The organism is Mumia flava, from assembly GCF_002797495.1.
Classification (GTDB): Bacteria; Actinomycetota; Actinomycetes; order Propionibacteriales; family Nocardioidaceae; genus Mumia; species Mumia flava.
Genome location: NZ_PGEZ01000001.1, coordinates 2419684 through 2442738, shown reverse-complemented (window position 1 = coordinate 2442738; position 23055 = coordinate 2419684). Strand labels below are relative to the sequence as shown.

Genomic DNA, 23055 nt, shown 5'->3' with positions numbered 1-23055 from the left:
ATGACGAAGGTGATCTACCACGCGACGATGTCGCTGGACGGCTACGTGGCGGGGCCGGGCGGCGACATGAGCTGGGTGCGGGGGTTCGCCGGCGGCCCGAACGAGCCGGTGGACCGCCTGCTGGACCGCATCGGCGCCCTGCTGATCGGCGGGGGCACCTTCCACGGGACTCCGGCCGTCACGGCCGCGCGCGACACCGACACCCGGCCGGCGAGCAGCGAGGAGGGGACCCCGTACGGCGGCGCGTGGCGCGGGCCGATGGTCGTGCACACCCACGAGGGCGACCCGGCCCCCGTCGAGGGCTACGAGAAGATCGGCGGCGACATCCGGGCGGCCGCGGGCCACGCGATCGAACGGGCCGCCGGCGGCGACGTCGCGGTGCTCGGCCCGACGACCGCAGCGCGCCTGCTGATGGCCGGGATGCTCGACGAGGTCCTGCTGCACGTGGCACCGGTCCTGCTCGGCGGGTCGGTGCGGGCGCTGTCGCTCCCGGCCGACCGCCCGTACCGGCTGACGGAGGTCGAGCGCTCTTTCGCCGGCGACGTCACGAACCTCTGGTACCGGGTCGACCGTGGCTGAGCCCACGATTCGACGCGTTTCCCACCGATCCGGTGTCTCGGTTCGGTGGTGAATCCGTCGAATCGGGCGCGCTAGAGGGCGGAGGGGTCGAGGAGTGCCGTACGGAGCGTGCCGAGGCCGATGCTGCCGACACCGAGCGCCTCGGCGTGGAACGCCTTCAGCTCGGGCCCGTGCTCCGCGACCCACGCGTCGCGCAGCTGCTCCCAGAGCCGCTGGCCGACCTTGTACGACGGTGCCTGGCCCGCCCAGCCGAGGTAACGGTCGGACTCGAACCGCACGAACGGCTCGTTCATGTTGACGTGCTCCAGCATGAAGGGGAAGACGTCCTCGCCGGTCCAGCGTCCGGAACCGTCAGGCTTCTCCAGGCGCAGGTGGGCGCCGATGTCCGCGACGACCCGGGCCGCACGCATCCGCTGCCCGTCGAGCATGCCGAGCCGGTCCGCCGGGTCGTCGAGGTAGCCGAGGTCGGCCATCAGCCGCTCCGCGTACAGCGCCCAGCCCTCGCCGTGGCCGGAGTTCCAGTTCAGGCGGCGCCAGCCGTTCAGCTGCCCGCTGTTGTAGGTCGCGAGTCCGATCTGGAGGTGATGCCCCGGCACTCCCTCGTGGTACACCGTCGTCAGCTCGCGCCACGGGTCGAACGCGTCGACACCCTCGGGCACGCTCCACCACATCCGCCCGGCGCGGGTGAAGTCCTCGCTCGGTCCGGTGTAGTAGATCCCGCCCTCCTGCGTCGGCGCGATCCGGCACTCCAGCCGACGCACCGGCTCCGGGATCTCGAAGTGCATCGCGCCGAGATCGTCCACGGCGCGGTCGCTCACCCGCTGCATCCAGGCCTGGAGCGCATCGGTCCCGTGCAGGCGCCGCCCCGGGTCGGACTCGAGGTGCGCCACGACCTCCTTCACGCCGGCGCCGGGCAGGATCGCGTCCGCGGCCGCCTCCTGCTCGGACACCATCCGTGCGAGCTCCTCGACGCCCCAGGCGTAGGTCTCCTCGAGGTCGATCTCGACGCCGACGAACCCGCGGGACGCCAGTGCGTACCAGTCACGCCCGACCGCGTCCTCCCGCCGCGCGTGCGGCGCGAGCTCATCGCGCAGGAACCGCCGCAGGTGGGCGTACGCTCCGGCGGCGCGCTCGGCGCCGTCGCGCAGGTGGCCGCGCAGCTCGTCCGGTGCCTTCGGGGACGAGGCCGTCCGTCCGAAGAACCCGTGGACCGGGTCGGCGTGCCGCTCCGCCTGCGCCGCGACGGCCTCGACCTGCCGGATCGCCGGCGTCGTGCCCGAGCGGATTCCGGCGCGCAGCGACGCGACGTACCCGGCCATCGCCGACGGCAGCCGGTGCATCCGGTCGGCGACGTGCTCCCAGTGCTCCGTCGTGTCGGTGGGCATCAGGTCGAAGATCTCGCGCAGACCCTGGGCCGGTGACGCCAGCACGTTGAGGTCGGCCATCCAGAACCCGGCGTCGTGCTGCTCCGCCTCCAGCTCGAGGGTCCGGATCAGCTCGGCCCGCGTGATCCGGTCGACCGCGTCCGTCGGCTCGGCAGCCCGTACGGCCGTCAGTGTCCGCCGTGTCGCGAGGTCCCGCGCGGCGTGGCCGTCCGGGGACAGGTCGGCGTACGCGCCCTCGCGTCCAGGGCGGCCGAGCTCGACGTGCAGCTCGGGGACCAGGTCGAGCAGCTGGTCGAGCCAGCGCTCGGCGAGCTCGTCGATCGGCGTCGGGGTTCGCGGCTCACGCTCCATCTGCCCGACCGTACGCGAGCGAGTCGTCCCCGATTCGACGGGTTCCCCACCGAACTCGGGCGGCAGTTCGGTGGGAAGGCCGTCGAATCAGGTGCGCGGGACGAGGACGCAGTCGCCGCAGTAGCCGCCGCCGGGAATGCGGTAGTACAGGCAGCACGAGCGCCGTACGAACCCGCTCGCCGTCACCTCCCCGGTGCCGTTGAGCAGATCGGCCGACTGCAGCAGCGTTCGCGCCACCTGGTGCGCCCGGTCGACGAGGTCGGGGCGCGTCGCCCGCAGGGCCGCGACTGCGCCGAACAGCGCGGATGCCGCGTTGCCGCGCAGCACGGTCCGCGACACGGCGTACCTCTCGGCAAGGCGCTCGACGATCGGGGCGACGGTGCCCGCGAGGGTGTCGCTCAGCGCGGGTACGGGGTCGTCCGCGGCGACCTTCGGCGACGTGGAAGCGGTGGCCGCGAGCGGCCAGGGTCCGGTCTCGAACGTCCGGGTCAGCGTCGAGTCGGGCAGCAGCGGCGGGAGCGCGACGCCGAGCGCTGCGGCGCCGAGCCCCGGCGACAGGAGTCGCGCGAACAGCCCCAACGACATCGTCGACGCGGCGACCCTGACCTCGACGTCGGAGCGCGCGACTCCGGCGAGGTACGCCCGGGTGTAGGCGACCCGGTCGTCGAACCCGTCGTCACGGAGCAGGTCGGAGAGCGGGCGCCAGATGCCGGACGGGGCGGTCGGCTCGGGCGCCGACGCGAGGGCGAAGTACGGGCCGAGCGCCGAGACGGCGGCGTACGGATCGCTCACCGTTCCTCCTCGAAGTCGCTACGCGGGCGGGCGGCGCTTGCTACTGTCCGGCCGTGCCCGATCTTCCCCCACCGGCCGCACCGTACGCCGCCGCCCCACCTCCGGCTCGGCGGTCGCACCGCGACCCGCGCGGGGCGGTCGTGCTCGTCGTGCTCGGAGGGTTGCTCCTGACCGGCTCGCTCGCACTCACGTCCGCGGTGGGCTTCGTGCTCGAGCGCGCGTTCCCGACCGAGAGCGTCGACCTCGGCGGGTCCCCCGCGTCCGAGGCGCTCTCCCGAGGACCCGCCCCGGGATCGGTGATCCTGTCGGTGACCGCGACGAGACCACCTTCAACCCACAATCGCGGGATTCGTCGTCACCGAGAGCGAGGACTTCGGCGCGTTCCTCACCTTCGCGTTCGTCGCTTGACTGGTCTCGACGGGCGCCGTGGGCAGCCCCGGCTCGGCTTCGGCTGCTGATGGGCAGGAGCGTCTGGCTGGTGGCCGCGCAGAGCCGACGGACGACACTCGTCCGGGCCGAGGGTGACCCACCGCGCTGCTAGCGTCCGGAGCGTGTCCGACCTCCCCTCGCCCACGCCGTACCCCACCCCAGGCGCTCCTTCACCCGGAGGCCGGAACCGCTCGGCGCGCGGCCCGACCCTGCTGATCGCGTCGGGAGTCCTGCTCCTCGTGCTCGCGCTGTTCTCGGGCATCGGCGGTGTGCTCCTCCTCGCGAAATCGGTCCCGACCGGCATCGTCACGAGCGGTGGCGCACCGGGCGCGGCCGCGCTCGCGAGCGGAGCGGTTCCGGGGAGCGCGAGCCTCGAGGTGCGGGGCGGCACGACGTACACCGTGTGGTCCACCGGGGACGCCGCCGACGGCCTCGGCTGGGTGGCCCAGGACGCGATCGCCGTGCGCTGCGACGACGGCGAGGAGCCTCCGGTGTCCTCCGTCATGGTGGCCGGACGGACCACCTCGGGGATGTTCTCCGCGGCGTCGGTGATCGACTTCGAACCCGTCTCCGACGGGACGTGCGAGGTGACGGTCGGCGGGAACGCGTTCGAGAGCGCCAGCGGGTTCGTGGTCACCGAAGGTCACCAGTCAGGGTCGATCTTCGGATCGTTCTTCGCCTACGTCGGGGGCGCAGCGGTCGCGATCATCGCGGCGATCGGTGCCGGGCTGCTCGGCGGGGCGCTCCTGGTGGCGGGGATCGTATGGCGGATCGCTACGCCGCGGCCCTGAAGGCCTGCGCGGCTCAGCCGGCGGGGGGCAGGAGCAGCGTACGCATCGTGCCGGTGAACGCCTCGACGTCGACGTCCGCATCGAGCGAGCGCTGCGCGCCCATGCCGATGCCGAGGCTGAGCAGCGCGGTCGCGGTCTGCTCCGGGCTCAGCGCGAGCCGCACTCCCGCGTCGGCCACGAGGCTGCGCAGGACCTCGGCGATCGTGCCGCGGATCTGCCGGTGCCGCGTCGCCAGCTCCGTCGCGACGTACGGGCTCTGGCGCACGACGGCGGCGAACTCGACCTCGAGCGCGGTCCAGCGGGGCTGTCCGAGCCGCCGGTGCAGCCATCCGCCGAATCCCGCCAGCAGACCTTCGTACGTCTCCGCGCCGGCCAGCGACTCCATCACCTCGGTGACCATCTCGGCGTGGATCTGGTCGAGGACGGCGAGGCCGAGCTCTTCCTTGCTCTTGAAGTTCGAGTAGACCGCGCCCTTGGAGTAGCCGGCCTCGAGCGCGACCCGGTCGAGCGTCGTGACGCCGTAGCCCTCGTCCAGGAACAACCGCCGCGCGGTCTCGACCAGCGCGGCACGGGTCTGCGCCTGTCGCTGCGCCCGGGTGACCGATCCCGACGTCCGTACGGCCATCGACTCCTCCTCCGACCCGATCCAGGCAAAATGTGACATCAAGAGTGTTGCATCAAGTCCAGATACCGTTAGTATCTGACTCGTGATCTCCCACGATATCCTCATCATCGGCACGGGCTTCTCCGGCATGGGGACCGCCATCAAGCTCGAGGAAGCCGGCTACGACGACTTCGTCGTGCTCGAGAAGGCCGACGAGGTCGGCGGCACGTGGCGCGACAACACCTACCCGGGGTGCGAGTGCGACATCCCGAGCCACATGTACTCCTTCTCCTACGACCTCAACCCGACCTGGTCGAAGTCGTTCTCCACCCAGCCCGAGATCTGGGACTACATGCGCAAGGTCGCCGACCAACGCGGCGTACGCAAGCGGGTGCACTTCGGCAAGGAGGTCACCGGGGCGCGCTGGGACGAGGAGCGCAACCGATGGGAGGTGCGGACCAGCGACGGCGACGTGTACGACGCCCGCGTGGTCGTCTCCGGCGTCGGCGGGCTCCACATCCCGAACATCCCCGAGATCGCCGGCGCCGAGTCCTTCGCGGGGCCGCGGTTCCACTCGGCGCAGTGGGACCACGCCGTCGACCTGACCGGCAAGCGGGTCGCGGTGATCGGGACCGGCGCGAGCGCGATCCAGTTCGTGCCGATCATCGCGGAGCAGACCGAGCACCTCACGCTGTTCCAGCGCACCCCCCCGTGGGTGCTGCCGAAGAACGACAAGCCGATCGGCCCGTGGAAGCAGAAGGCGCTGGAGGCCGTCCCCGGCCTCAACCGCGCGTACCGCGACACCCTCTACTGGGCGCTGGAGTCGCGGGCGATCACGTTCAACGGGCACGTGCCGGCGTTCCTGCGCTGGGCGGAGAAGATCGTCGAGCGGCACATCGCCCGCAGCGTCACCGACCCCGAGACCCGCGCGAAGCTGACCCCGGACTACCGGATGGGCTGCAAGCGGGTGCTGCAGTCCAACACGTACTACCCGACCTTCAACCGCGACGACGTGACCCTGGAGACCACCGGGATCGACCGGATCGTCCCCGAGGGCGTGGTCGACCGAGACGGCGTGCTGCACGAGGCCGACGTGATCGTCTACGGCACCGGCTTCCACGTCGTCGACGCGTTCGACTACCTGGACATCAAGGGTCGTGGCGGGGCCGATCTCGCGACCACCTTCCGTGACGAGGGCGTGGAGACGTACCTCGGGATCACCGTGCACCGCTTCCCGAACCTGTTCTTCCTGCTCGGCCCCAACACCGCGCTCGGCCACAACTCGGTGGTCTTCATGATCGAGCAGCAGGCGAAGTACGTGATCCGGTCGCTGACCGAGATGGCGCGCCAGCGTGCCGACGCGATGGAACCGACCAGGCTGGCCCAGGACGCGTTCAACGCCGACATCCAGCACCGGGTGAAGAAGGGGATCTGGACCCAGGGCGGCTGCACCTCCTGGTACCTCGACTCCCAGGGCAACAACCGGACGATCTGGCCGAAGTTCACGTTCCAGTACTGGTGGGACACCCGCAAGGTGCGCGAGCACGACTACGTCTTCACGCGCGCCCGGGAGCGGGCTAGCGTCTCGGCATGAGCACGGGGTCTCGACAGGCTCGACCGGCGGGGGAACAGGCTCGACCGGCGGGGGAACAGGCTCGACCGGCGGGGATGCTGCCGCCCGGACCGCGCTGGCCTGCCGCGGCCCAGACGATCGGGTTCATCCGGTTCCGGGAGGCGTTCGGCCACCATCTCGAGCGCAGGTACGGGCGGGCGCACACCGTACGGATCCTGCCGGGGCCCCGCACGGTAGTGGTGATCAGCGACACCGAGCAGATCAAGCAGGTGTTCGCAGGCGACCCGGCGGACTTCCACGCCGGCGAGGGCAACGTCGTGCTCAAGCCCGTGATGGGCGACCACTCGGTGCTGCTCACCGACGAGGCCGAGCACAAGCGGGCCCGGAGCCTGCTGATGCCCGCGTTCAACGGCGCCGCGCTGCGCGGCTACTGCGGCCTGGTCGAGACGATCGCGAAGTCCGAGGTCGACCGCTGGCGGGACGGACAGCGTCTGCCGACGCACGAGCGGATGAACGCCTTCACGCTCGAGGTGATCCTCCAGGTCGTCTTCGGCGTGACCGACGAGTCGCGACTCAGGGCTCTGCGGCCCCGGGTGGCGCGGATGGTCCAGGTCTCGCCCCGGCTGTTCCTCGGCTGGGTCTTCCCGAGGCTCCGCCGGTACGGCGTGTGGCGGCGGTACTTCGACAACCAGCGCGCCGTGGACGGGCTGATCTACGCCGAGATCGCGGAACGCCGCGCAGCGAGCGACCTGGCCGAGCGCGAGGACGTGCTGTCGCGTCTGCTGGCGGTCGGGGACGGCGACGACGGCGCGGGCGACGAGGCGCCCCTGACGGATCCGGAGCTCCGCGACCAGCTCGTGACCCTGCTCCTCGCCGGGCACGAGACGACCGCGTCCGCCCTGTCGTGGACGCTGCACGAGCTCGGCGCGAACCCGCACGTCCAGGCCGAGGCGCTGCGGGCCGCCGACTCCGGTGACGACACCTTCCTGGAGGCGTGCCTGAAGGAAGGGATGCGGCTGCACCCCGTGATCGACCAGGTCGCCCGCCGGCTCACGCGCGAGCAGACCATCGGCCCGTGGACGCTGCCGGCGGGAACGGTCGTGTCACCGTCGATCTGGATGTCGCACCTCTCCGACGACCACTTCGACGACGCGCACCGCTTCCGGCCCCGGCGCTTCCTCGACGACAAGATCGCCCCGAACACCTGGATCCCGTTCGGCGGCGGGGTGCGGCGCTGCATCGGTGCCGGGTTCTCGCTGATGGAGGGGACGGTGGCGCTGCGGGAGATCCTGAGCCGCTACCGCGTCACGATCGACGCGCAGGAGACGGTGATGGTCCGCAACATCACCCACGTCCCCCGTCACGGCGCCCCGGTCACCCTCCACTCCCGCTGACGAGTCGCCCCTGGCGCGGTCGCGAGTCATTCGTGGCGCGGTCGCGAGTCATTCGTGGCGCGGTCGCGAGTCATTCGTAGCGTCGTCGCCCGTACGGATGCGTTGCCGGCAACGCAAACGGGATCCGGGCAACGCAACGGCACGCGATTCGTCCGTGCCACGAACCACGATGCGTTGCCGGCAACGCAAAGCAGCAGGCCCGCGGCCCGTACGTGCCTGCGTCTGCGCCACGCGGATGCAGGTGCCTGCAGACGAACCACCCCGGCGTGCGCAGCGCAGGCACCTCCGTACGCGCTGCGCGGGACGGACCGCACATGCCTGCGGACGAACCCGCTCCGCGTACCGAACGCAGGCATCTCCGTACGCGCGTACCGAACGCAGGCACGTAGGTCCTCGCGAAGCGCGGTCGTGGAGCCGCACAGCCGCGCCCCTGTTCAGGTAAGCGTTCGCTTAGGTACGCTCGGGCCATGCGTGCTGTTCAGATCACCACACTCGACGGGCCTTCGGCCGTGGAGGTCGTCGACATCGACGCCCCCGCGCCCGGCCCGGACCAGATCGTCATCGACGTCCGCGCGGCCGGGGTCTCGTTCCCGGAGGTGCTCCAGACCCGAGGGCTCTACCAGGTCAAGCCCGAGCTGCCGTTCGTCCCCGGGTCGGAGATCGCCGGCGTCGTCGCGACTGCCCCCGAGGGCTCCGGGTTCGCCCCCGGCGACCGCGTCGCGGCTCTGCCGATGCTCGGCGGATTCTCCGAGCAGGTCGTGACGAACGCCGACCTGACCTTCCGCCTGCCGGACAACGTCTCCTTCGAGCAGGGCGCCGGCCTCCCGCTGAACTACCTGACCGCGCACTTCGCGCTGCTCGCCCGCGGCCGGATGCAGGCGGGCGAGACCGTGCTGGTCCACGGCGCCGCCGGTGGCGTGGGCACCGCATCGATCCAGGTCGCGAAGGCGTTCGGCGCGGGCCAGGTGATCGCCGTCGTCTCGACCGAGGAGAAGGGGGACGTGGCCGTCGCGGCGGGCGCCGACACGTACGTCCTCGCCGACGGGTTCCGTGACGCGGTCAAGGAGGTCACCGAGAAGCGCGGCGTGGACATCGTCGTCGACCCGGTCGGCGGCGACCGGTTCACCGACTCGCTGCGCTGCCTCGCCGATGACGGACGCCTGCTCGTGATCGGCTTCACCGCCGGCTCCATCCCGGAGGTCAAGGTCAACCGTCTGCTGCTCAACAACCTCGACGTGGTCGGCGTCGGCTGGGGGGCGTACGTGCTCAAGCGACCCGGGTACGTGGCGGCCCAGTGGCAGGAGCTGGTCCCGCACCTCGAGTCCGGAGCGCTCGCCCCGCCGATCGGTGGCACGTTCGGACTGGCCGACGCCTCCAAGGCGCTCGAGGCGATCGACACGCGCGCTGCGCTGGGCAAGGTCGTCCTCGTCCCCTGAGCGAGCCGAAGGGACGGGCCGACGGTCCCCCCGCCACCGTCGGCCCGTCGCCTCAGTCGGTGTTGCCCTTGAGGATCTCGTCCTCGATGGTGCCGCCGAGCCCCTCGGACTCGGGGTCGTACCCGTGCAGCCCGCCGGTCACCGCGTACTCCTCCTCCGGGGACAGCACGAGCCGGTGCCGGCCCCACAGGCCGAACGCCAGCAGGCCGAGCACGTAGAGGATCGCGATCGCGATCACGGCCGTGCGGTACGCGTCGTTCAGGAGGATGCCGACGAACGTGACGACGGCGATGATCCCGGCGACCACCGCACCGGGGATGCCCACCGGGCTGCGGTACGGGCGGACGGCGCTCGGGAACTTCCGGCGCAGCATCACGTACGCGACCATCTGGAGCAGGTACGCGATCACGGCACCCCACACGGCGATGTTGAGCACCACGTCGCCGGCTCCGTCGATCGAGTCGACGGCGACGAGCGCGATGAACCCGATCACGGCGCCGGCCACCAGCGCCACCCACGGGGTCTGGCGCGCCCCCGTGAGGGACAGGAACTTCGGGTAGTACCCGGCCCGTGACAGCGAGTACATGTTGCGGCCGTACGCGAACATGATGCCCTGCAGGCTCGCCAGCAGGCCGATCAGCGCGAAGGCGGAGAGCAGCGCCGCGACGTCGTCGGACATGAACCCGCGGAACCCGTCGAGCAGCGGCTCGCCCGCGACCCGCAGCGCCTCCGACCCGGTGACGGCGGGGTTGAGGAAGAACACCAACGACGCGCACGCCACGAGCGTGACCATGCCCCAGATCCCGGCGCGCGGGATGTCCTTCTGCGGCTCGTGCGCCTCCTCGGCCGCCAGCGGGAGCTCCTCGATCCCGAGGAAGAACCACATCGCGAACGGCAGCGCGTACAGAACGCCCTCGAACCCGAACGGGAGGAACGTCGAGTTGCCCGGGTCGGGCTCGATGTCCAGGAGGCGGCCGAAGTCGACCGCGCCGTTCGCGACGGCGAGGATGCCGAAGAGCAGGAGGATCCCGATCGAGATGACGGCGACGACGATGGCGAACTTGAACGAGATCGCCGCGCCCGCCGAGTTCAGGCCGACGAAGATCGCGTAGAGGATCAGCCACCAGACCCACATCGCGCCCGACAGGTCGAGCCCGAAGAGCTGGTCGGTGACGGCGTTCGCGTACCCGGCGGAGAAGTAGACCACGACGCCGGTGGTGAAGACGTACTCGATCGTCTCGGCGAACCCGGTGACGAAGCCGCCCCACGGCCCCATCGCCGCGCGGGAGAACGAGTACGCCCCGCCGGTGTGGGGCATCGCGGCCGCCATCTCGCCGATCGAGAACAGCATCCCGAAGTACATGACGACGATGAGCAGGCTCGCGACCGCGAGGCCGCCCCAGCCGCCGGCGTCGAGCCCGAAGTTCCAGCCCGAGAAGTCACCGGAGATGACGGCCGCGACCCCGATGCCCCACAGGCCCCAGAACCCGGCGGTGCGCCGCAGCTGGCGCTTCTCGAAGTAGCCGTCCTCGGCATGGGTGTAGGTCGCGCCCGAGGCGCTCATGGTCGGTCTCGCGGGTGGCGTGGTCTTCTCGGCGGACATGGCGCTCCTCCTGGCCGGTCGTCGCTTCTGCTGAGACTAGACCCGCTATTGGTACTCAGGACATACCTTTGAACGTAAAGATCGCATCACTTCGAGGACACTGACTCGGAAACATGATGCGCTAATGGTTGACTTGTCCTGATCCAGGTCGAGCCAGAGCACGCAGGAGGAACCGTGGAGGTCGTGTCGGGAAACCTGAGCCTCTCCGAGCTGCGCGACGAGGTCGCGACCGGGGCGATCGACACCGTGATCGTCGCGTTCGCCGACATGCAGGGCCGGCTCACCGGGAAGCGGGTCTCGGCCCGGCTCTTCCTCGAGGAGGTCGCCGAGCACGGCGCGGAGTGCTGCAACTACCTCCTCGCCGTCGACGTGGAGATGAACACGGTCGACGGGTACGCGATGTCGAGCTGGGACACGGGCTACGGCGACATGGTCATGACGCCCGACTTCTCCACCCTGCGGCGCATCCCGTGGCAGCCCGCGACGGCGCTCGTGATGGCCGACCTGCTCGCCCACGACGGCAGCCCCGTCGCTGCGGCACCGCGCGCCGTCCTGCGTCGTCAGCTCGACCGGCTCGCCGAGCGCGGCCTGGTGCCGTACGCCGGGACGGAGCTCGAGTTCATGGTCTTCGACGACGGCTACCGCGACGCGTGGGCGAAGGGGTACCGCGACCTGACCCCCGCCACCGACTACAACGTCGACTACGCGATGCTCGCGTCGACGCGGATGGAGCCGCTGCTGCACGACATCCGGCGCGGGATGGACGGCGCCGGGATGTACTGCGAGGGCGTCAAGGGCGAGTGCAACCTCGGGCAGCAGGAGATCGCGTTCCGCTACGCCCACGCGCTCGCCACCTGCGACAACCACACGATCTACAAGAACGGCGCGAAGGAGATCGCCGACCAGCACGGCAAGAGCCTGACGTTCATGGCGAAGTTCGACGAGCGCGAGGGCAACTCGTGCCACGTGCACCTCTCGCTGCGCAGCGAGGACGGCGACGCGGTGTTCGCCGCCGACGACGGACCGCACGGCATGGCCCCGATGTTCCGGCACTTCGTCGCGGGCCAGCTGGCCACGCTGCGCGAGCTCACCCTGTTCCACGCCCCCAACATCAACTCCTACAAGCGGTACGCGGTGGGCAGCTTCGCCCCGACCGCGATCGCGTGGGGCCTCGACAACCGCACCTGCGCGATGCGGGTCGTCGGCCACGGGCACGGGATGCGGGTCGAGTGCCGCGCACCGGGCGGCGACGTGAACCCGTACCTCAGCCTCGCGGCGCTGATCGCCGGCGGCCTGCACGGGATCGACGAGGAGCTGGAGCTGTCCGCTCCGCTCGAGGGCAACGCGTACGAGGTCAAGGGCGACCACCTCCCGACGACGCTGCGCGACGCCGCCGACCTCTTCGCCACGTCGACCGTCGCCCGGCAGGCGTTCGGCGACGACGTCGTCGCGCACTACCTCAACAACGCCGCCGTCGAGACCCGGGCCTACGACGCGGCGGTGACGGACTGGGAGCGGGTGCGCGGCTTTGAGCGGCTCTGAGCAGGCGCCCGTCGTCGGCGTGTCCACCTACCGGCAGCGCGCGGTGACCGGGGTGTGGGACGTCGAGGCGTGCCTGACCCCCGCCCCGTACGTCGAAGGCGTCACCCGAGCGGGCGGGATCGCCGTCCTGCTCCCTCCCCAGCCCGCGGACGCCGCGGTCGCCGCGGCCGTGCTCGACCGGCTCGACGGACTGGTGCTGGTCGGCGGCAGCGACGTCGACCCCGCGCTGTACGGAGCGGGGCCGCACGACGCGACCGATCCGCCGCAGCGTCAGCGCGACACGTGGGAGGCGCTGCTCGTGCACGAGGCGATCGCGCGAGGAGTCCCCTTCCTCGGCATCTGCCGCGGCGCGCAGGTGCTCGGCGTCGCGCTCGGCGGGACACTCCACCAGCACGTCCCCGAGGTCATCGGGCACCACGGGCACCGGGCCGGCAACGCGGTCTTCACCCCGACGGTGGTGACGACCGTGCCCGGCACGCGGGTCGCGGACATCCTCGGCGACGGGGTCACCGCACCCTGCTACCACCACCAGGCGATCGACCGGGTCGCGGACGGTCTCGTCGTCGGCGCGCGCGACGACGACGGGCTGGTCGAGGCCGTGGAGCTGCCCGACCACCCGTTCGGCGTCGCCGTGCAGTGGCACCCGGAGGAGGACCTCGACGACCTGCGGCTGTTCGCCGCGCTGGTGGACGCGTCGGCACGACGCAGGACGGGGGCGTACGCATGAGCACGATCGAGCTGGTCAACCCGGCGGACGAGAAGCCGCTCGGCCCGGTCCCGCTGGCCGACGCCGACGCCGTCGACGAGGCGGTCGTACGAGCGCGCGCCGCGCAGCGCACCTGGGCCCGGCTGGCGCCGGCCGACCGTGCCCGTGCGCTGCGCGCCTTCGCGGGGACGGTCGCGAGCCACGCCGAGGAGCTGGCCGCGCTGGAGGTCGCGAACAGCGGCCACCCGATCGGCCAGGCCCGCTGGGAGGCGGGCCACGTCGCGGACGTGCTCACGTACTACGCGGCGGCGCCCGAGCGGCTCGGCGGGCGGCAGATCCCGGTCGCCGGCGGCCTCGACATCACGTTCGCGGAGCCGATCGGGGTCGTCGGGATCATCACGCCCTGGAACTTCCCGATGACGATCGCGGCCTGGGGGTTCGCGCCCGCCCTGGCGGCCGGCAACGCGGTCGTCGTGAAGCCCGCGGAGTGGACTCCGCTGACGACGATCCGGCTCGGCGAGCTCGCGCTCGAGGCGGGGCTTCCCGAGCACCTCCTCCAGGTGGTGCCGGGACGCGGGGACGTCGTCGGTGACAGGCTGGTCACCCATCCCGGAGTCGGCAAGGTGGTCTTCACCGGGTCGACGACGACCGGCGCGAAGGTGATGGCGGCCGCGGCGCCGACGGTCACGAACGTGACCCTGGAGCTCGGCGGCAAGAGCGCGAACATCGTCTTCGCCGACTCCGATCTCGAGCGCGCCGCCTCGACCGCGCCGTACGGCGTGTTCGACAACGCGGGGCAGGACTGCTGCGCCCGCAGCCGGATCCTCGTGCAGGCCGACGTCTACGAGCGGTTCATGGAGCTGCTCGAGCCGGCCGTACGGGCCGTCGCGGTCGGCGACCCGACCGACCCCGCGACCGAGATGGGACCGCTGGTCTCGCGCACGCACTGGGAGAAGGTCGCCTCCTACGTCGACGACGACGCGCCGGTCGCGTTCCGCGGCAGCGCACCCGACGGTGCCGGGTTCTGGTTCCCGCCGACCGTGCTCACCCCTGAGCGCGACGACCGCAGCGTCCGCGAGGAGATCTTCGGTCCGGTGGTGACGGTCCTGCCGTTCACCGACGAGGCCGACGCGATCGGGCTCGCCAACGACACCGCGTACGGGCTGTCGGGCTCGATCTGGACGCGCGACCTGTCCCGTGCGGTCCGGGTCTCGCGTGCGGTGGAGGCGGGCAACCTGTCGGTGAACTCGCACGCGTCGGTGCGCTACGCGACGCCGTTCGGCGGGTTCAAGCAGTCCGGGATCGGGCGCGAGCTGGGCCCCGACGCACCCGACGCGTTCACCGAGACCAAGAACGTCTACTTCGCCATCGAGGAGGAGCCAGCATGACCACCATCGACCTCACCCAGAGGCTCGCGGGCAAGGTCGCCGTCGTGACCGGCGGCGCGGGCGGGATCGGGCTGGCGGCGGCGCAGCGGATGGCGGCCGAGGGGGCGCGGATCGTGATCGGGGACCTCGACCCCGCCGCGGGGAAGGAGGCCGCGGACGACCTGGCCGGCCTGTTCGTCCCGACCGACGTCGCGGTCGAGGAGCAGGTCGACACGCTCTTCGACGCGGCGGCCGACGCGTACGGCAGGGTCGACATCGCGTTCAACAACGCCGGGATCTCGCCACCGGAGGACGACCTGATCGAGGCCACCGGGCTCGACGCGTGGCAGCGCGTGCAGGACGTGAACCTCACCTCGGTGTACTTCTCCTGCCGAGCCGCGCTCCGGCACATGGTGCCCGCGCAGCGCGGCTCGATCATCAACACCGCCTCGTTCGTCGCCGTGATGGGGTCCGCCACCTCCCAGATCTCCTACACGGCGTCCAAGGGCGGCGTGCTCGCGATGTCACGCGAGCTCGGGGTGCAGTACGCCCGGCAGGGCATCCGGGTGAACGCCCTGTGCCCGGGCCCGGTGAACACACCACTGCTGACCGAGCTGTTCGCGAAGGACCCCGAGCGCGCCGCGCGCCGGCTCGTGCACGTGCCCGTCGGGCGGTTCGCGGAGCCCGAGGAGATCGCCTCGACCGTCGCATTCCTGGCCAGCGACGACGCCTCGTTCGTCACCGCGTCGACGTTCATGGTCGACGGCGGCATCAGCTCCGCGTACGTGACTCCGCTCTAGACCCGCCATGCTGGACGTGATGAGCGAGCCGAGCCCACAGCCTGCTGACGCCGCCGACGGCGTCGGGGATGCGCTGCTGCGTCCGGTCCGGCCGGGCAACGCGTTCGAGGACACCGTCCAGCGGCTGCTCCAGACCGTCCGCCTCGGCGTGGTCGGACCGGGCGAGAAGCTGCCGCCCGAGCGCGACCTCGCGGCCCGGCTGGGCGTCAGTCGTGACACCGTGCGCGACGCGATCAAGTCGCTGGCCGACGCGGGCTACCTGGCGTCGCGACGGGGGCGCTACGGCGGCACGTTCGTCGTCGACGACCCGCCGGCTCCGGGCCGTACCGGCGGACCCGAGCATGCGGAGGCGCACCTCGACGACGTCCTGCGGCTGCGCGAGATCCTGGAGACCGGCGCCGTACGGCAGGCCGCGCGGCGCACCCTGACCGCCGCCGAGCGCGAGACGCTGTGGGCGCGCCTGAAGGAGACCCGCGGCGCGGGGCCCGGCGACTACCGGCGGCTCGACTCGCGCCTCCACCTCACCTTCGCCGAGCTCGCCGGGTCGCCGTCGCTGCTGCCGCTCGTGGCCGACAACCGGATGCACGTGAACGCGTTCCTCGACGGGATCCCGCTGCTCGAGCGCAACATCCGGCACTCCGACGACCAGCACGAGACGATCGTCATCGCCGTGCTCGCCGGCGACGCCGACGGCGCAGCCGCGGCGATGGAGGAGCACCTCGCCGGGTCGGCCGCGCTGCTACGCGGCTTCCTGGCCTGAGCGCCGCCACGGCGCGGGCTCGCCGCGCAGCCACCACTCGAACGTCGACGTGATCCACGGCAGCAGCCCGTACACCATGATCGGCGTCGCGATCAGCGTGGTGATCATGGTGCGCAGCACGAGGTTCGCGTCCGGCCAGACCGCGTGGAGCAGCGTGCCGAGCACGAGGCTCAGCGGGAAGAACGCGCTCCAGATCAGCGCCCCCTGCTTCCACCGCGGCGGCGCCGGCGGGAGCGGACGCAGGTCCTCGACGTCGTACTCCTGCGGCGGGTCGAACCAGCCTTCGATCCCGGTCCGCCGCTCGGCGCGCTGGTCCTCGACGATGTCCTCGCCGGCCTCCAGCCACCAGCGCCGCTGCGACGACGCCTCCCAGGTCGCGAGGCTCTCGGCGTCGGCGAACCGGTAGAGCATGTGCCACTCCTCCGAGTCCGCACCCGGCCGGACCCAGCCGGTGCCGAGGAAGCCCTCGAACCGCTCCGCCAGCGAGGAGCCGGCCCGGACCCAGGCGATCATCTGGTCGGCGTTCGCAGGATCGGTGCGCCGGGTGATCGCGACGGTCACGGGCATGCGTACGGAATCGGTGGAACTCACCCGATCGAGCGTACGGGTGGGCCGAAGGTCGGGGTGGCGTCGAACGACGCCCGCCGCGCCGCCCGGCGCAGGATCGCCAGCACCGCCGGGCCGAGCAGCACGATGCAGACGGCGTCGGCGACGAGGTCGATGGAAAGTTTCGAAGGTCATGCCGCCGTGCGATCGACTCTGGGATAGTCATGCCATGCGGGAAAGGGGCGACTGGGATGGGCTGCTCGCGAATCGAGATCGCGCCGAGCCGAGCACGACGATCGTCGCACCCATCCGGGCTAGTTCCTCCGGCTCCAGCGCCTTCCTCGCTCTGGCCGACGACGACTGCTCATATTGGGTCAAGGTTCCTGGGAATCCGCAGGGCGACTCAATTCTGAGCGCAGAGCAGATTGTCGCAGGTGCAGCAGAGTTGATCGGAGCTCCGACTGCGACGACGAAGTTGGTTACAATTCCTTCAGCACTAACGGGATGGGAGTATGGCCAGTTTTACTACCTGTCACCCGGAGTTGCACATGCTTCCGAACTGCTCGACAACGTCGAAGAAAGTGACGAAGCGCTCTATCTGGATCGCGACGACAACGAGAATCGGTTCCCACTCCTGTTTGCTCTTTGGGACTGGTGCCTCGGCGAAGACCCGCAATGGCTGTACGACCAGAAGAACGACATGTCGGTATGGTCATTTGATCACGGATGGTGGCTGGGAGGCGGACCCGCTTGGGACGCAGAATCACTTGTGCGACTTGTAGACCGCGATTGGGAATGGCCACCTCTCGCGGAGATTTGGAGATCCTCGGATGAGGGTTGGAGCCAGGCTTCAGAGAAGCTTGAGAACATTCAGCCCGACGACGTCCTGGACGCGGTAGCCCGGGTACCGACCACCTGGGGTGTAAGTAACTCCGACCTGGAGACGGTAGCCTGGATGCTCTACCGGCGAGCGCCCGCAGTGGCTGAGCGGTTGCAGAGGCGATCGGGGAGATGCTGATCCAGACAGCGGAGGTGACTATGTCGTATCGCTACTGGCTCCTCCGGTACGTACCAGATCCAGTCCGCGGCGAGTTCGTCAACCTAGGTGTCATCGTCGGTGACGGTGAATGCGACTGGGCAATCCGCCGCGTCCACAACTTCAAGCGCGCGAGTCGACTTGGTGGTGATGCTTCGCTCGCAGCAGACTGGCTCGAGCGCCTTGAGCGCCGTTTTCCACAACTCCCTGATGAGCAGCCGCTAGGCACAGAAGCCTTGCTCTCATATGGATGGCTTGAACACACGCGCGCTCGGCTGAATAATAGCATTCAGGTTTCGCAGTCTGCACCCGTGAGCGCGCGGAGCGCGAAAGAGGCAGCTGAAAGATTGTACGGTTTTCTAGTAAAGGAGGACCAGAACGTTTCGCGTTCCGGTTGGAGGGCGACGACAACACGCGAACTCCGGCGGCAATATGAGATGCGAATGGGATCCAAATCGCGATCATTGCAGTCGAATGTCTATCTGCAGGCTCGGGCGCAACGTACCCGTTTCGAGTTTGCTTTGGGAGACGATCTCGTTGTCCACCTTACCCGTGTATGGGCGTTCGACGTTGCATCGACGGAAAACCTTAGGCAGCAGATCCAGGCGTGGAGCTACGCGGTGAAAGTCTTCCGTGAGCGCGGGGGCGATGTCAGGAACCGCGCCCACAAGGTTCCCTCGCATCCAGTGCAGAGAGACGTGCCGATTTCGATCCTCTACCAGAACCCGCGTACAGACCAACAGCAGGAGGTCTTCCAGATCGCGGCGGACGCGTGGAAGGATCTCGAGGTGAACGCTTTTGCACAGGGGAACGAATTCAAGTTGGTCGATCGGGCCCTCACAACTTCGATGGAGCCCTGAAAATGGGACGGCGCTCCGGTAACACGTGGTCCGACGCGATCGTCACCTAAGACTAAGGAAGGACATGTTCGTCATGCCGCCCGTACGGGTGCCTCGAAGCTCGGGGTGGCGTCGAACGACGCCCGCCGCGCCGCCCGGCGCAGGATCGCCAGCACCGCCGGGCCGAGCAGCACGATGCAGACGGCGTTCGTGATCGCGCGGCCGGTGTCCCACGACGCGGTCGAGGTGATCATCGTGAACCAGAAGAATCGCGACAGGTTCTCCGCCAGCGACGCCCCGGGCACGAACGCGATCCCCTGCTCGCCGCTCGGGTCGATCCCCGCCAGGAACGGCCAGAACCACAGGTTGAGCAGCGCCCCGTACAGGTAGGCCGAGACCACCCCGTACACCGCGAGCATCGCGATCTCGGCACGGCCGGTGATGCGCCGCGGGAGCAGGCCCGCGCCCATCCCGATCCACGCCGCGCACATCATCTGGAACGGCAGCCACGGCCCCACGCCGGCGGTCAGCAGCGCCGAGGCGAACATCGACGTGCACCCCAGCACGAACCCGAACCCGGCGCCGAAGACCCGACCGCCGAGCACCAGGAGGAAGAACACCAGGTCCAGCCCCGCGGTCCCGGCGCTCAGCGCCCGCAGGCCGCACTGGATCGCCGACAGCACGCCGAGCATCGCCAGCGCCTTCGCGTCCATCCCGCCCTCGGACAGCTCCGCGACCACGACGAGGAGGAGGACGGGCAGGAGCAGCACGAAGTAGAGCGGCGCCTGCGCGTCCTGCTGGCCGGGGGCGGGGGTGAACAGCAGCGGCCAGGCGAACATCATCAGCCCGGCGACGGTCGCGAGCACGAGCACGGTGACCGAGCGCGGCCCGACCGGGACGGCACCGAACCGCGTGGAGTCCGGCCGTACGGAGGTGGTCATGGCGCGCGCCCCTCGAGCGCGGCGCGGACGTCGTCGACGGTCAGCCAGCGGTCGCCGAGCACCTTCGCGACCTGCGGGGCGAACGCCGGCGACCCGGCCAGCACGTCACGGACCTCCCCGTCGGCGATCACCTCGCCGTCGGCCATCACCACCGCGCGATCGGCCACCTCGGCGACGAACTCCACGTCGTGGGTCGCGACGGCGACCGTGTGCCCGTCGGCCGCCAGCCCGCGCAGCGTCGCGGCGAGCGCGTCCTTCGCGGCGTAGTCGAGCCCGCGGGTCGGCTCGTCGAGCAGCACCACCCGCGGAGCCGCCGTCAGCTGCACCGCGAGGACGAGCGCGAGCTTCTGCCCCTCGGACAGGTCGCGCGGGTTGGCGTCGGTCGGGATCGCACCGGCGAAGCGCTCGAGCAGCGCCGCGCACGTCCCCGGCGACGCGTCGGCCTCGGCATCGGCCGCGGCGCACTCGCGCTCGACGGTCTCGAGGTAGAGCAGGTCGCTCGCGGTCTGCGGGACGAGACCGACCCGGCGGCGCGCAGCCCGTCGCGACAGCGCAGCCGGGTCCTCCCCGGCGACCTCGACGCTGCCCTGCTGACGCGGCCCGGCACCCTGCACGGCCCACAGCAGGCTCGACTTGCCGGAGCCGTTGCGGCCCATCAGTGCCGTCACCACACCGGCGTCCAGCCGCAGGTCCACGTCCCGTACGGCGGCCAGCGGCCCGTACCGCACGCCGATCCCGCGCGCGGTCAGGAGGGGTTCTCGATCGTCGCTGCGCTCCGCCTCGAACACCGACCTGGCCTCGCTGCGCTCACTCCCCCGTCGGTCGAGGCGCGAGCGGAGCGAGTGATCGAGACCCGGTTCTCGATCGTCGCTGCGCTCCGCCTCGAACACCGGGGCCGGCAGGTCGGCGAGCTCCTTGCGCAGCGTACGTCCGGCGCGACGGGCCTCGCGCACGGTCAGGGGAAGCGGGTCCCATCCCGCCAGACGGCCGAGCCCCACGATCGGCGGCGCGGTGGGCGAGTCCGCCAGCAGAGCCGCGGGCTCTCCCGCCACCACCGAGCCGTCCCTCTCGACCCGGACGACGACGTCTGCGAACGGCACCACCCGCTCCAGCCGGTGCTCCGCCACCACCACGGTCGCCCCGAGGTCGTGCACGAGCCGTGTCAGCGTCGCGAGCACATCCTCGGCTGCGGTCGGGTCGAGGGCGGAGGTCGGTTCGTCGAGCACGAGCACCGGCGGGTGCATCGTCAGGACCGACCCGATCGCGACGCGCTGCTGCTGTCCCCCGGACAGCGAGCGCAGCGAGCGGCGGCGCAGATCGGCGATGCCGAGCAGGTCCAGCGTCTCCTCCACCCGCCGACGCATCGTCTGCGGATCGACGCCGAGCTGCTCCATCCCGTACGCCAGCTCCTCCTCGACCGTGTCCGTCACGAACCCGGCGAGCGGATCCTGCCCGACCCAGCCGACGACCGACGCGAGGTCACGCGGGCGGGCCCGGTCCGTACGGACGCCGTCGACCGTGACCGTGCCGCGCAGGTGGCCGCCGCTGAAGTGCGGGACCAGCCCGTCGAGCAGACCGAGCAGGGTCGACTTGCCGGATCCGGTCGGGCCCGTCACCACGACCAGCTCCCCCTCTTCGACGTGCAGGTCGACGCCGAGGAGCACCGGGGCGTCGGCACCGTCGTAGGTGAACGTCACGCCGTCCAGATCGATCATGCCGCTGCCCCCTCGGCGACCGCGGCGCGCTCGCGCAGAGCCGCGTACGGGGAGAGCGGCTCGGGCGTGGCGATCCCGGGCAGCGCGGCGACCGCCAGCCCCACGAGGGCCACGGCTCCGAGACCGCCCGCGCCGCCGAGCACGACTCCCGTCACGGCACCGCAGCCGGCCGTGAACCACTCGGCCGCCAGCCACGGGTCGGGGCGGTACCGGGTGTGCGCGACCGTACGGCCCGACCACCAGAACCCGAACCCGGCGAGCGCCACCCCGATCGCCAGCATCGGCACCGCCAGCACCCGCGGCGCGGTGAGGTCGGCGGTGGCGTAGACGCCGATGCACAGCCCGAGCAGGCCGAGCAGCAGCGCAGCCCCCGTCACACTCCGACTGCGCCGGGACGCGACCGCCGCCCGGCCGTACCCGCGCGCGTCCATCGACGCGGCGAGGCGGATGGACCGGTCCAGCGCGTCCTCGAGGACCGGCACCACGACCGACCGCAGTGCCCGGACACCGCGGCTCTGCTCACCGCGCAGCCGCCGAGCGCGCCGCACCCGGCCGATCGACTCGGCGAGCTGCGGGAACAGCGTCATCGCCACCACCACGGCTGCCCCGACCTCGTAGAGCGCGCCCGGCATCGACCTGAGCAGGCGGCGCGGGTTCGCGAGCGAGTTCGCGGCGCCGACGCAGATGATCAGCGCGGCCAGCTGGAGGCCGGAGGCGAACGAGCGCTGCAACGACTCCAGCGTCACCGGGCCGAGCAGCCGGATCCCCTCGACCCAGGACGGCAGCGGGATCTCGGGCAGGTCGATCAGCACGGTGCCGGTCGAGGAGCCGCCGAGGAAAACGCCGAAGAACACCCGGGTCACGATCACCAGCGCGCCGAGCGCGAGGTAGAGCCGGAACGACATCGCCCACGGGGCGACCGGCCGGCGTGCGACCACGACGAACGAGGCCACTCCGACGATCAGGAGCAGGATCGCGACGTCGAGCGTCCGGCTCGCCGCGACGGCGAGACCCAGCGCCCACACCCACCAGGCCCCCGGGTGCAGGTCCCGCCGCTCTCGAGGGCGGGACACGACTCAGCCGTCCTCGGAGCTCCGCCGGCGCGACGCGGCGACGCCGAGGCCGATCACGACCACGACACCGGCGCCGACGACGACCCAGACCACGGGGGACACCCCGTCGTCGCCGCTGTCGCCCGACGCCTCCGCGTCCTCGTCGGACTCCGGCGCCGTCGGCGTCGGCGGGTTCGCGGGGTCGAACGCAGGGTTGGGAGCAGACTCCAGCGACTGGTTCAGCTGGAAGCGCCAGCCCTCGTACCCGCCGGGCACGACCTCGCTGGCGTCGGCGCCGGTCTGCGCGTACTCCCAGGCGCCGCCGTCCTCGGCCACGTAGTACGACCAGTACGCGCCGGCGGGGGGAAACTCCTCGCACGCCTCGGTGTAGTCCTGCCCCTCGACGGTCAGAGCCTCCGACCCGCTGGGCTGGTCGTCGATCCGGCAGATCGCGGTCAGCCCGCCGGTCTCGACCGGGGTCACCTCGAAGCCCGCCGCGTCGAGCGCCTGCAGCCCGGTCATCCCGACGGAGTCAGCGGCGCACCCGGCCTCGACGTCGCCGCCGAGGTCGGTGAAGTCGACCACCACGGTGGTGCCGGTGGCGTCCTCGCACACCTCACCGGTGACGGGGGCCACGTCGGCCTTGGCCGCCAGAGGGACCGAGGCGGAGGCCGCCAGAGGGACCGAGGCGTGGGCCGCCAGGGGGAACGAGAGAGCGGCGCCGACCAGGGTGGCGGCGGCGAGGGCGTAGAGACGCACGATCGTTCGATCCTTCCCGCTGCGGCGGACTCGCCCGCGTACCTCGGCAGCGTCG

At 71.2% G+C, this 23055-nt stretch carries 21 protein-coding genes; 12 read left to right on the top strand and 9 right to left on the bottom strand.

All coding sequences use genetic code 11. From position 1 onward, the window contains the following. On the top strand, positions 1-579 hold the full coding sequence (locus CLV56_RS11530; RefSeq protein WP_039339947.1) for a dihydrofolate reductase family protein: 579 nt from the start codon (positions 1-3) through the stop codon (positions 577-579). 71 nt (positions 580-650) lie between these two features. Here the strand turns inward: CLV56_RS11530 and CLV56_RS11525 are convergent, their stop codons facing one another. Together CLV56_RS11525 and CLV56_RS11520 are read right to left on the bottom strand one after the other, a co-directional pair. After that, positions 651-2315 (bottom strand): DUF885 domain-containing protein, encoded by a 1665-nt coding sequence (locus CLV56_RS11525; RefSeq protein ID WP_039339949.1) that lies wholly within the window; start codon positions 2313-2315, stop codon positions 651-653. Between the two features lie 87 nt (positions 2316-2402). Continuing rightward, complete coding sequence (locus tag CLV56_RS11520) at positions 2403-3107, bottom strand: (2Fe-2S)-binding protein (protein WP_039339951.1); 705 nt, start codon at positions 3105-3107, stop codon at positions 2403-2405. Positions 3108-3658: 551 nt separating this feature from the next. Here CLV56_RS11520 and CLV56_RS11515 point away from each other — a divergent pair. Continuing rightward, complete coding sequence (locus CLV56_RS11515; protein ID WP_100414853.1) at positions 3659-4327, top strand: hypothetical protein; 669 nt, start codon at positions 3659-3661, stop codon at positions 4325-4327. Positions 4328-4340: 13 nt separating this feature from the next. On the opposite strand, the gene CLV56_RS11510 is transcribed toward CLV56_RS11515, so the two are convergent. After that, positions 4341-4952, bottom strand: coding sequence for a TetR/AcrR family transcriptional regulator (locus CLV56_RS11510; RefSeq protein WP_039340110.1), 612 nt, complete (start codon positions 4950-4952; stop codon positions 4341-4343). A gap of 82 nt (positions 4953-5034) precedes the next feature. Between CLV56_RS11510 and CLV56_RS11505 the strand changes: the two genes are divergently transcribed. The 3 genes from CLV56_RS11505 to CLV56_RS11495 all read left to right on the top strand — a co-directional run bounded on the left by CLV56_RS11505 (position 5035) and on the right by CLV56_RS11495 (position 9334). Then, the gene (locus CLV56_RS11505; protein ID WP_039339954.1) at positions 5035-6525 is read left to right on the top strand and encodes a flavin-containing monooxygenase; all 1491 of its coding nucleotides are present in this window, start codon (positions 5035-5037) and stop codon (positions 6523-6525) included. Continuing rightward, positions 6522-7898 (top strand): cytochrome P450, encoded by a 1377-nt coding sequence (locus CLV56_RS11500; protein ID WP_039339955.1) that lies wholly within the window; start codon positions 6522-6524, stop codon positions 7896-7898. The genes CLV56_RS11505 and CLV56_RS11500 overlap by 4 nt, the downstream gene beginning before the upstream one ends. Before the next feature lie 467 nt (positions 7899-8365). Continuing rightward, the gene (locus CLV56_RS11495) at positions 8366-9334 is read left to right on the top strand and encodes an NADPH:quinone oxidoreductase family protein (protein ID WP_039339956.1); all 969 of its coding nucleotides are present in this window, start codon (positions 8366-8368) and stop codon (positions 9332-9334) included. Positions 9335-9386: 52 nt separating this feature from the next. Here CLV56_RS11495 and CLV56_RS11490 read toward each other — a convergent pair whose 3' ends face one another. Beyond that, a complete protein-coding gene (locus tag CLV56_RS11490; RefSeq protein WP_211288048.1) occupies positions 9387-10937 on the bottom strand; it encodes an amino acid permease in 1551 nt (516 codons plus the stop codon). A gap of 183 nt (positions 10938-11120) precedes the next feature. Between CLV56_RS11490 and CLV56_RS11485 the strand changes: the two genes are divergently transcribed. From CLV56_RS11485 to CLV56_RS11465, 5 genes are read left to right on the top strand one after another with little or no spacing between them, the layout of a single operon-like run. Continuing rightward, on the top strand, positions 11121-12479 hold the full coding sequence (locus tag CLV56_RS11485; RefSeq protein ID WP_281254221.1) for a glutamine synthetase family protein: 1359 nt from the start codon (positions 11121-11123) through the stop codon (positions 12477-12479). After that, the gene (locus tag CLV56_RS11480; protein ID WP_039339958.1) at positions 12466-13206 is read left to right on the top strand and encodes a gamma-glutamyl-gamma-aminobutyrate hydrolase family protein; all 741 of its coding nucleotides are present in this window, start codon (positions 12466-12468) and stop codon (positions 13204-13206) included. Before CLV56_RS11485 ends, CLV56_RS11480 begins: the two co-directional genes overlap by 14 nt. Continuing rightward, complete coding sequence (locus CLV56_RS11475; protein ID WP_039339959.1) at positions 13203-14573, top strand: aldehyde dehydrogenase family protein; 1371 nt, start codon at positions 13203-13205, stop codon at positions 14571-14573. The genes CLV56_RS11480 and CLV56_RS11475 overlap by 4 nt, the downstream gene beginning before the upstream one ends. Continuing rightward, positions 14570-15352 (top strand): 3-oxoacyl-ACP reductase, encoded by a 783-nt coding sequence (locus CLV56_RS11470; RefSeq protein ID WP_100414851.1) that lies wholly within the window; start codon positions 14570-14572, stop codon positions 15350-15352. The genes CLV56_RS11475 and CLV56_RS11470 overlap by 4 nt, the downstream gene beginning before the upstream one ends. A 19-nt stretch (positions 15353-15371) precedes the next feature. Then, a complete protein-coding gene (locus tag CLV56_RS11465; protein WP_039340115.1) occupies positions 15372-16112 on the top strand; it encodes a FadR/GntR family transcriptional regulator in 741 nt (246 codons plus the stop codon). Here CLV56_RS11465 and CLV56_RS11460 read toward each other — a convergent pair. Further along, a complete protein-coding gene (locus tag CLV56_RS11460) occupies positions 16092-16703 on the bottom strand; it encodes an antibiotic biosynthesis monooxygenase (RefSeq protein WP_245857777.1) in 612 nt (203 codons plus the stop codon). The genes CLV56_RS11465 and CLV56_RS11460 overlap by 21 nt on opposite strands. Positions 16704-16887: 184 nt before the next feature. On the opposite strand from CLV56_RS11460, the gene CLV56_RS20610 reads away from it, so the two are divergent. Together CLV56_RS20610 and CLV56_RS11450 are read left to right on the top strand one after the other, a co-directional pair. Further along, complete coding sequence (locus CLV56_RS20610; protein ID WP_157805143.1) at positions 16888-17676, top strand: HipA family kinase; 789 nt, start codon at positions 16888-16890, stop codon at positions 17674-17676. Further along, a complete protein-coding gene (locus tag CLV56_RS11450) occupies positions 17670-18554 on the top strand; it encodes a DUF3037 domain-containing protein (protein ID WP_100414849.1) in 885 nt (294 codons plus the stop codon). The genes CLV56_RS20610 and CLV56_RS11450 overlap by 7 nt, the downstream gene beginning before the upstream one ends. Positions 18555-18625: 71 nt before the next feature. Here the strand turns inward: CLV56_RS11450 and CLV56_RS11445 are convergent, their stop codons facing one another. Genes CLV56_RS11445 through CLV56_RS11430 form a run of 4 tightly spaced genes read right to left on the bottom strand, consistent with a single transcriptional unit; the run spans position 18626 to position 23000 of the window. Beyond that, positions 18626-19474: an ECF transporter S component gene (locus CLV56_RS11445; protein WP_039339963.1), complete on the bottom strand. Its 849-nt coding sequence runs from the start codon at positions 19472-19474 to the stop codon at positions 18626-18628. Next, positions 19471-21189, bottom strand: a complete 1719-nt coding sequence (locus CLV56_RS11440; RefSeq protein WP_039339964.1) for an ABC transporter ATP-binding protein — start codon at positions 21187-21189, stop codon at positions 19471-19473. Before CLV56_RS11440 ends, CLV56_RS11445 begins: the two co-directional genes overlap by 4 nt. After that, the gene (locus CLV56_RS11435; RefSeq protein WP_039339966.1) at positions 21186-22262 is read right to left on the bottom strand and encodes a CbiQ family ECF transporter T component; all 1077 of its coding nucleotides are present in this window, start codon (positions 22260-22262) and stop codon (positions 21186-21188) included. The genes CLV56_RS11440 and CLV56_RS11435 overlap by 4 nt, the downstream gene beginning before the upstream one ends. A 3-nt stretch (positions 22263-22265) precedes the next feature. Continuing rightward, a complete protein-coding gene (locus CLV56_RS11430; RefSeq protein WP_100414848.1) occupies positions 22266-23000 on the bottom strand; it encodes a hypothetical protein in 735 nt (244 codons plus the stop codon). Positions 23001-23055: the final 55 nt, after the last annotated feature.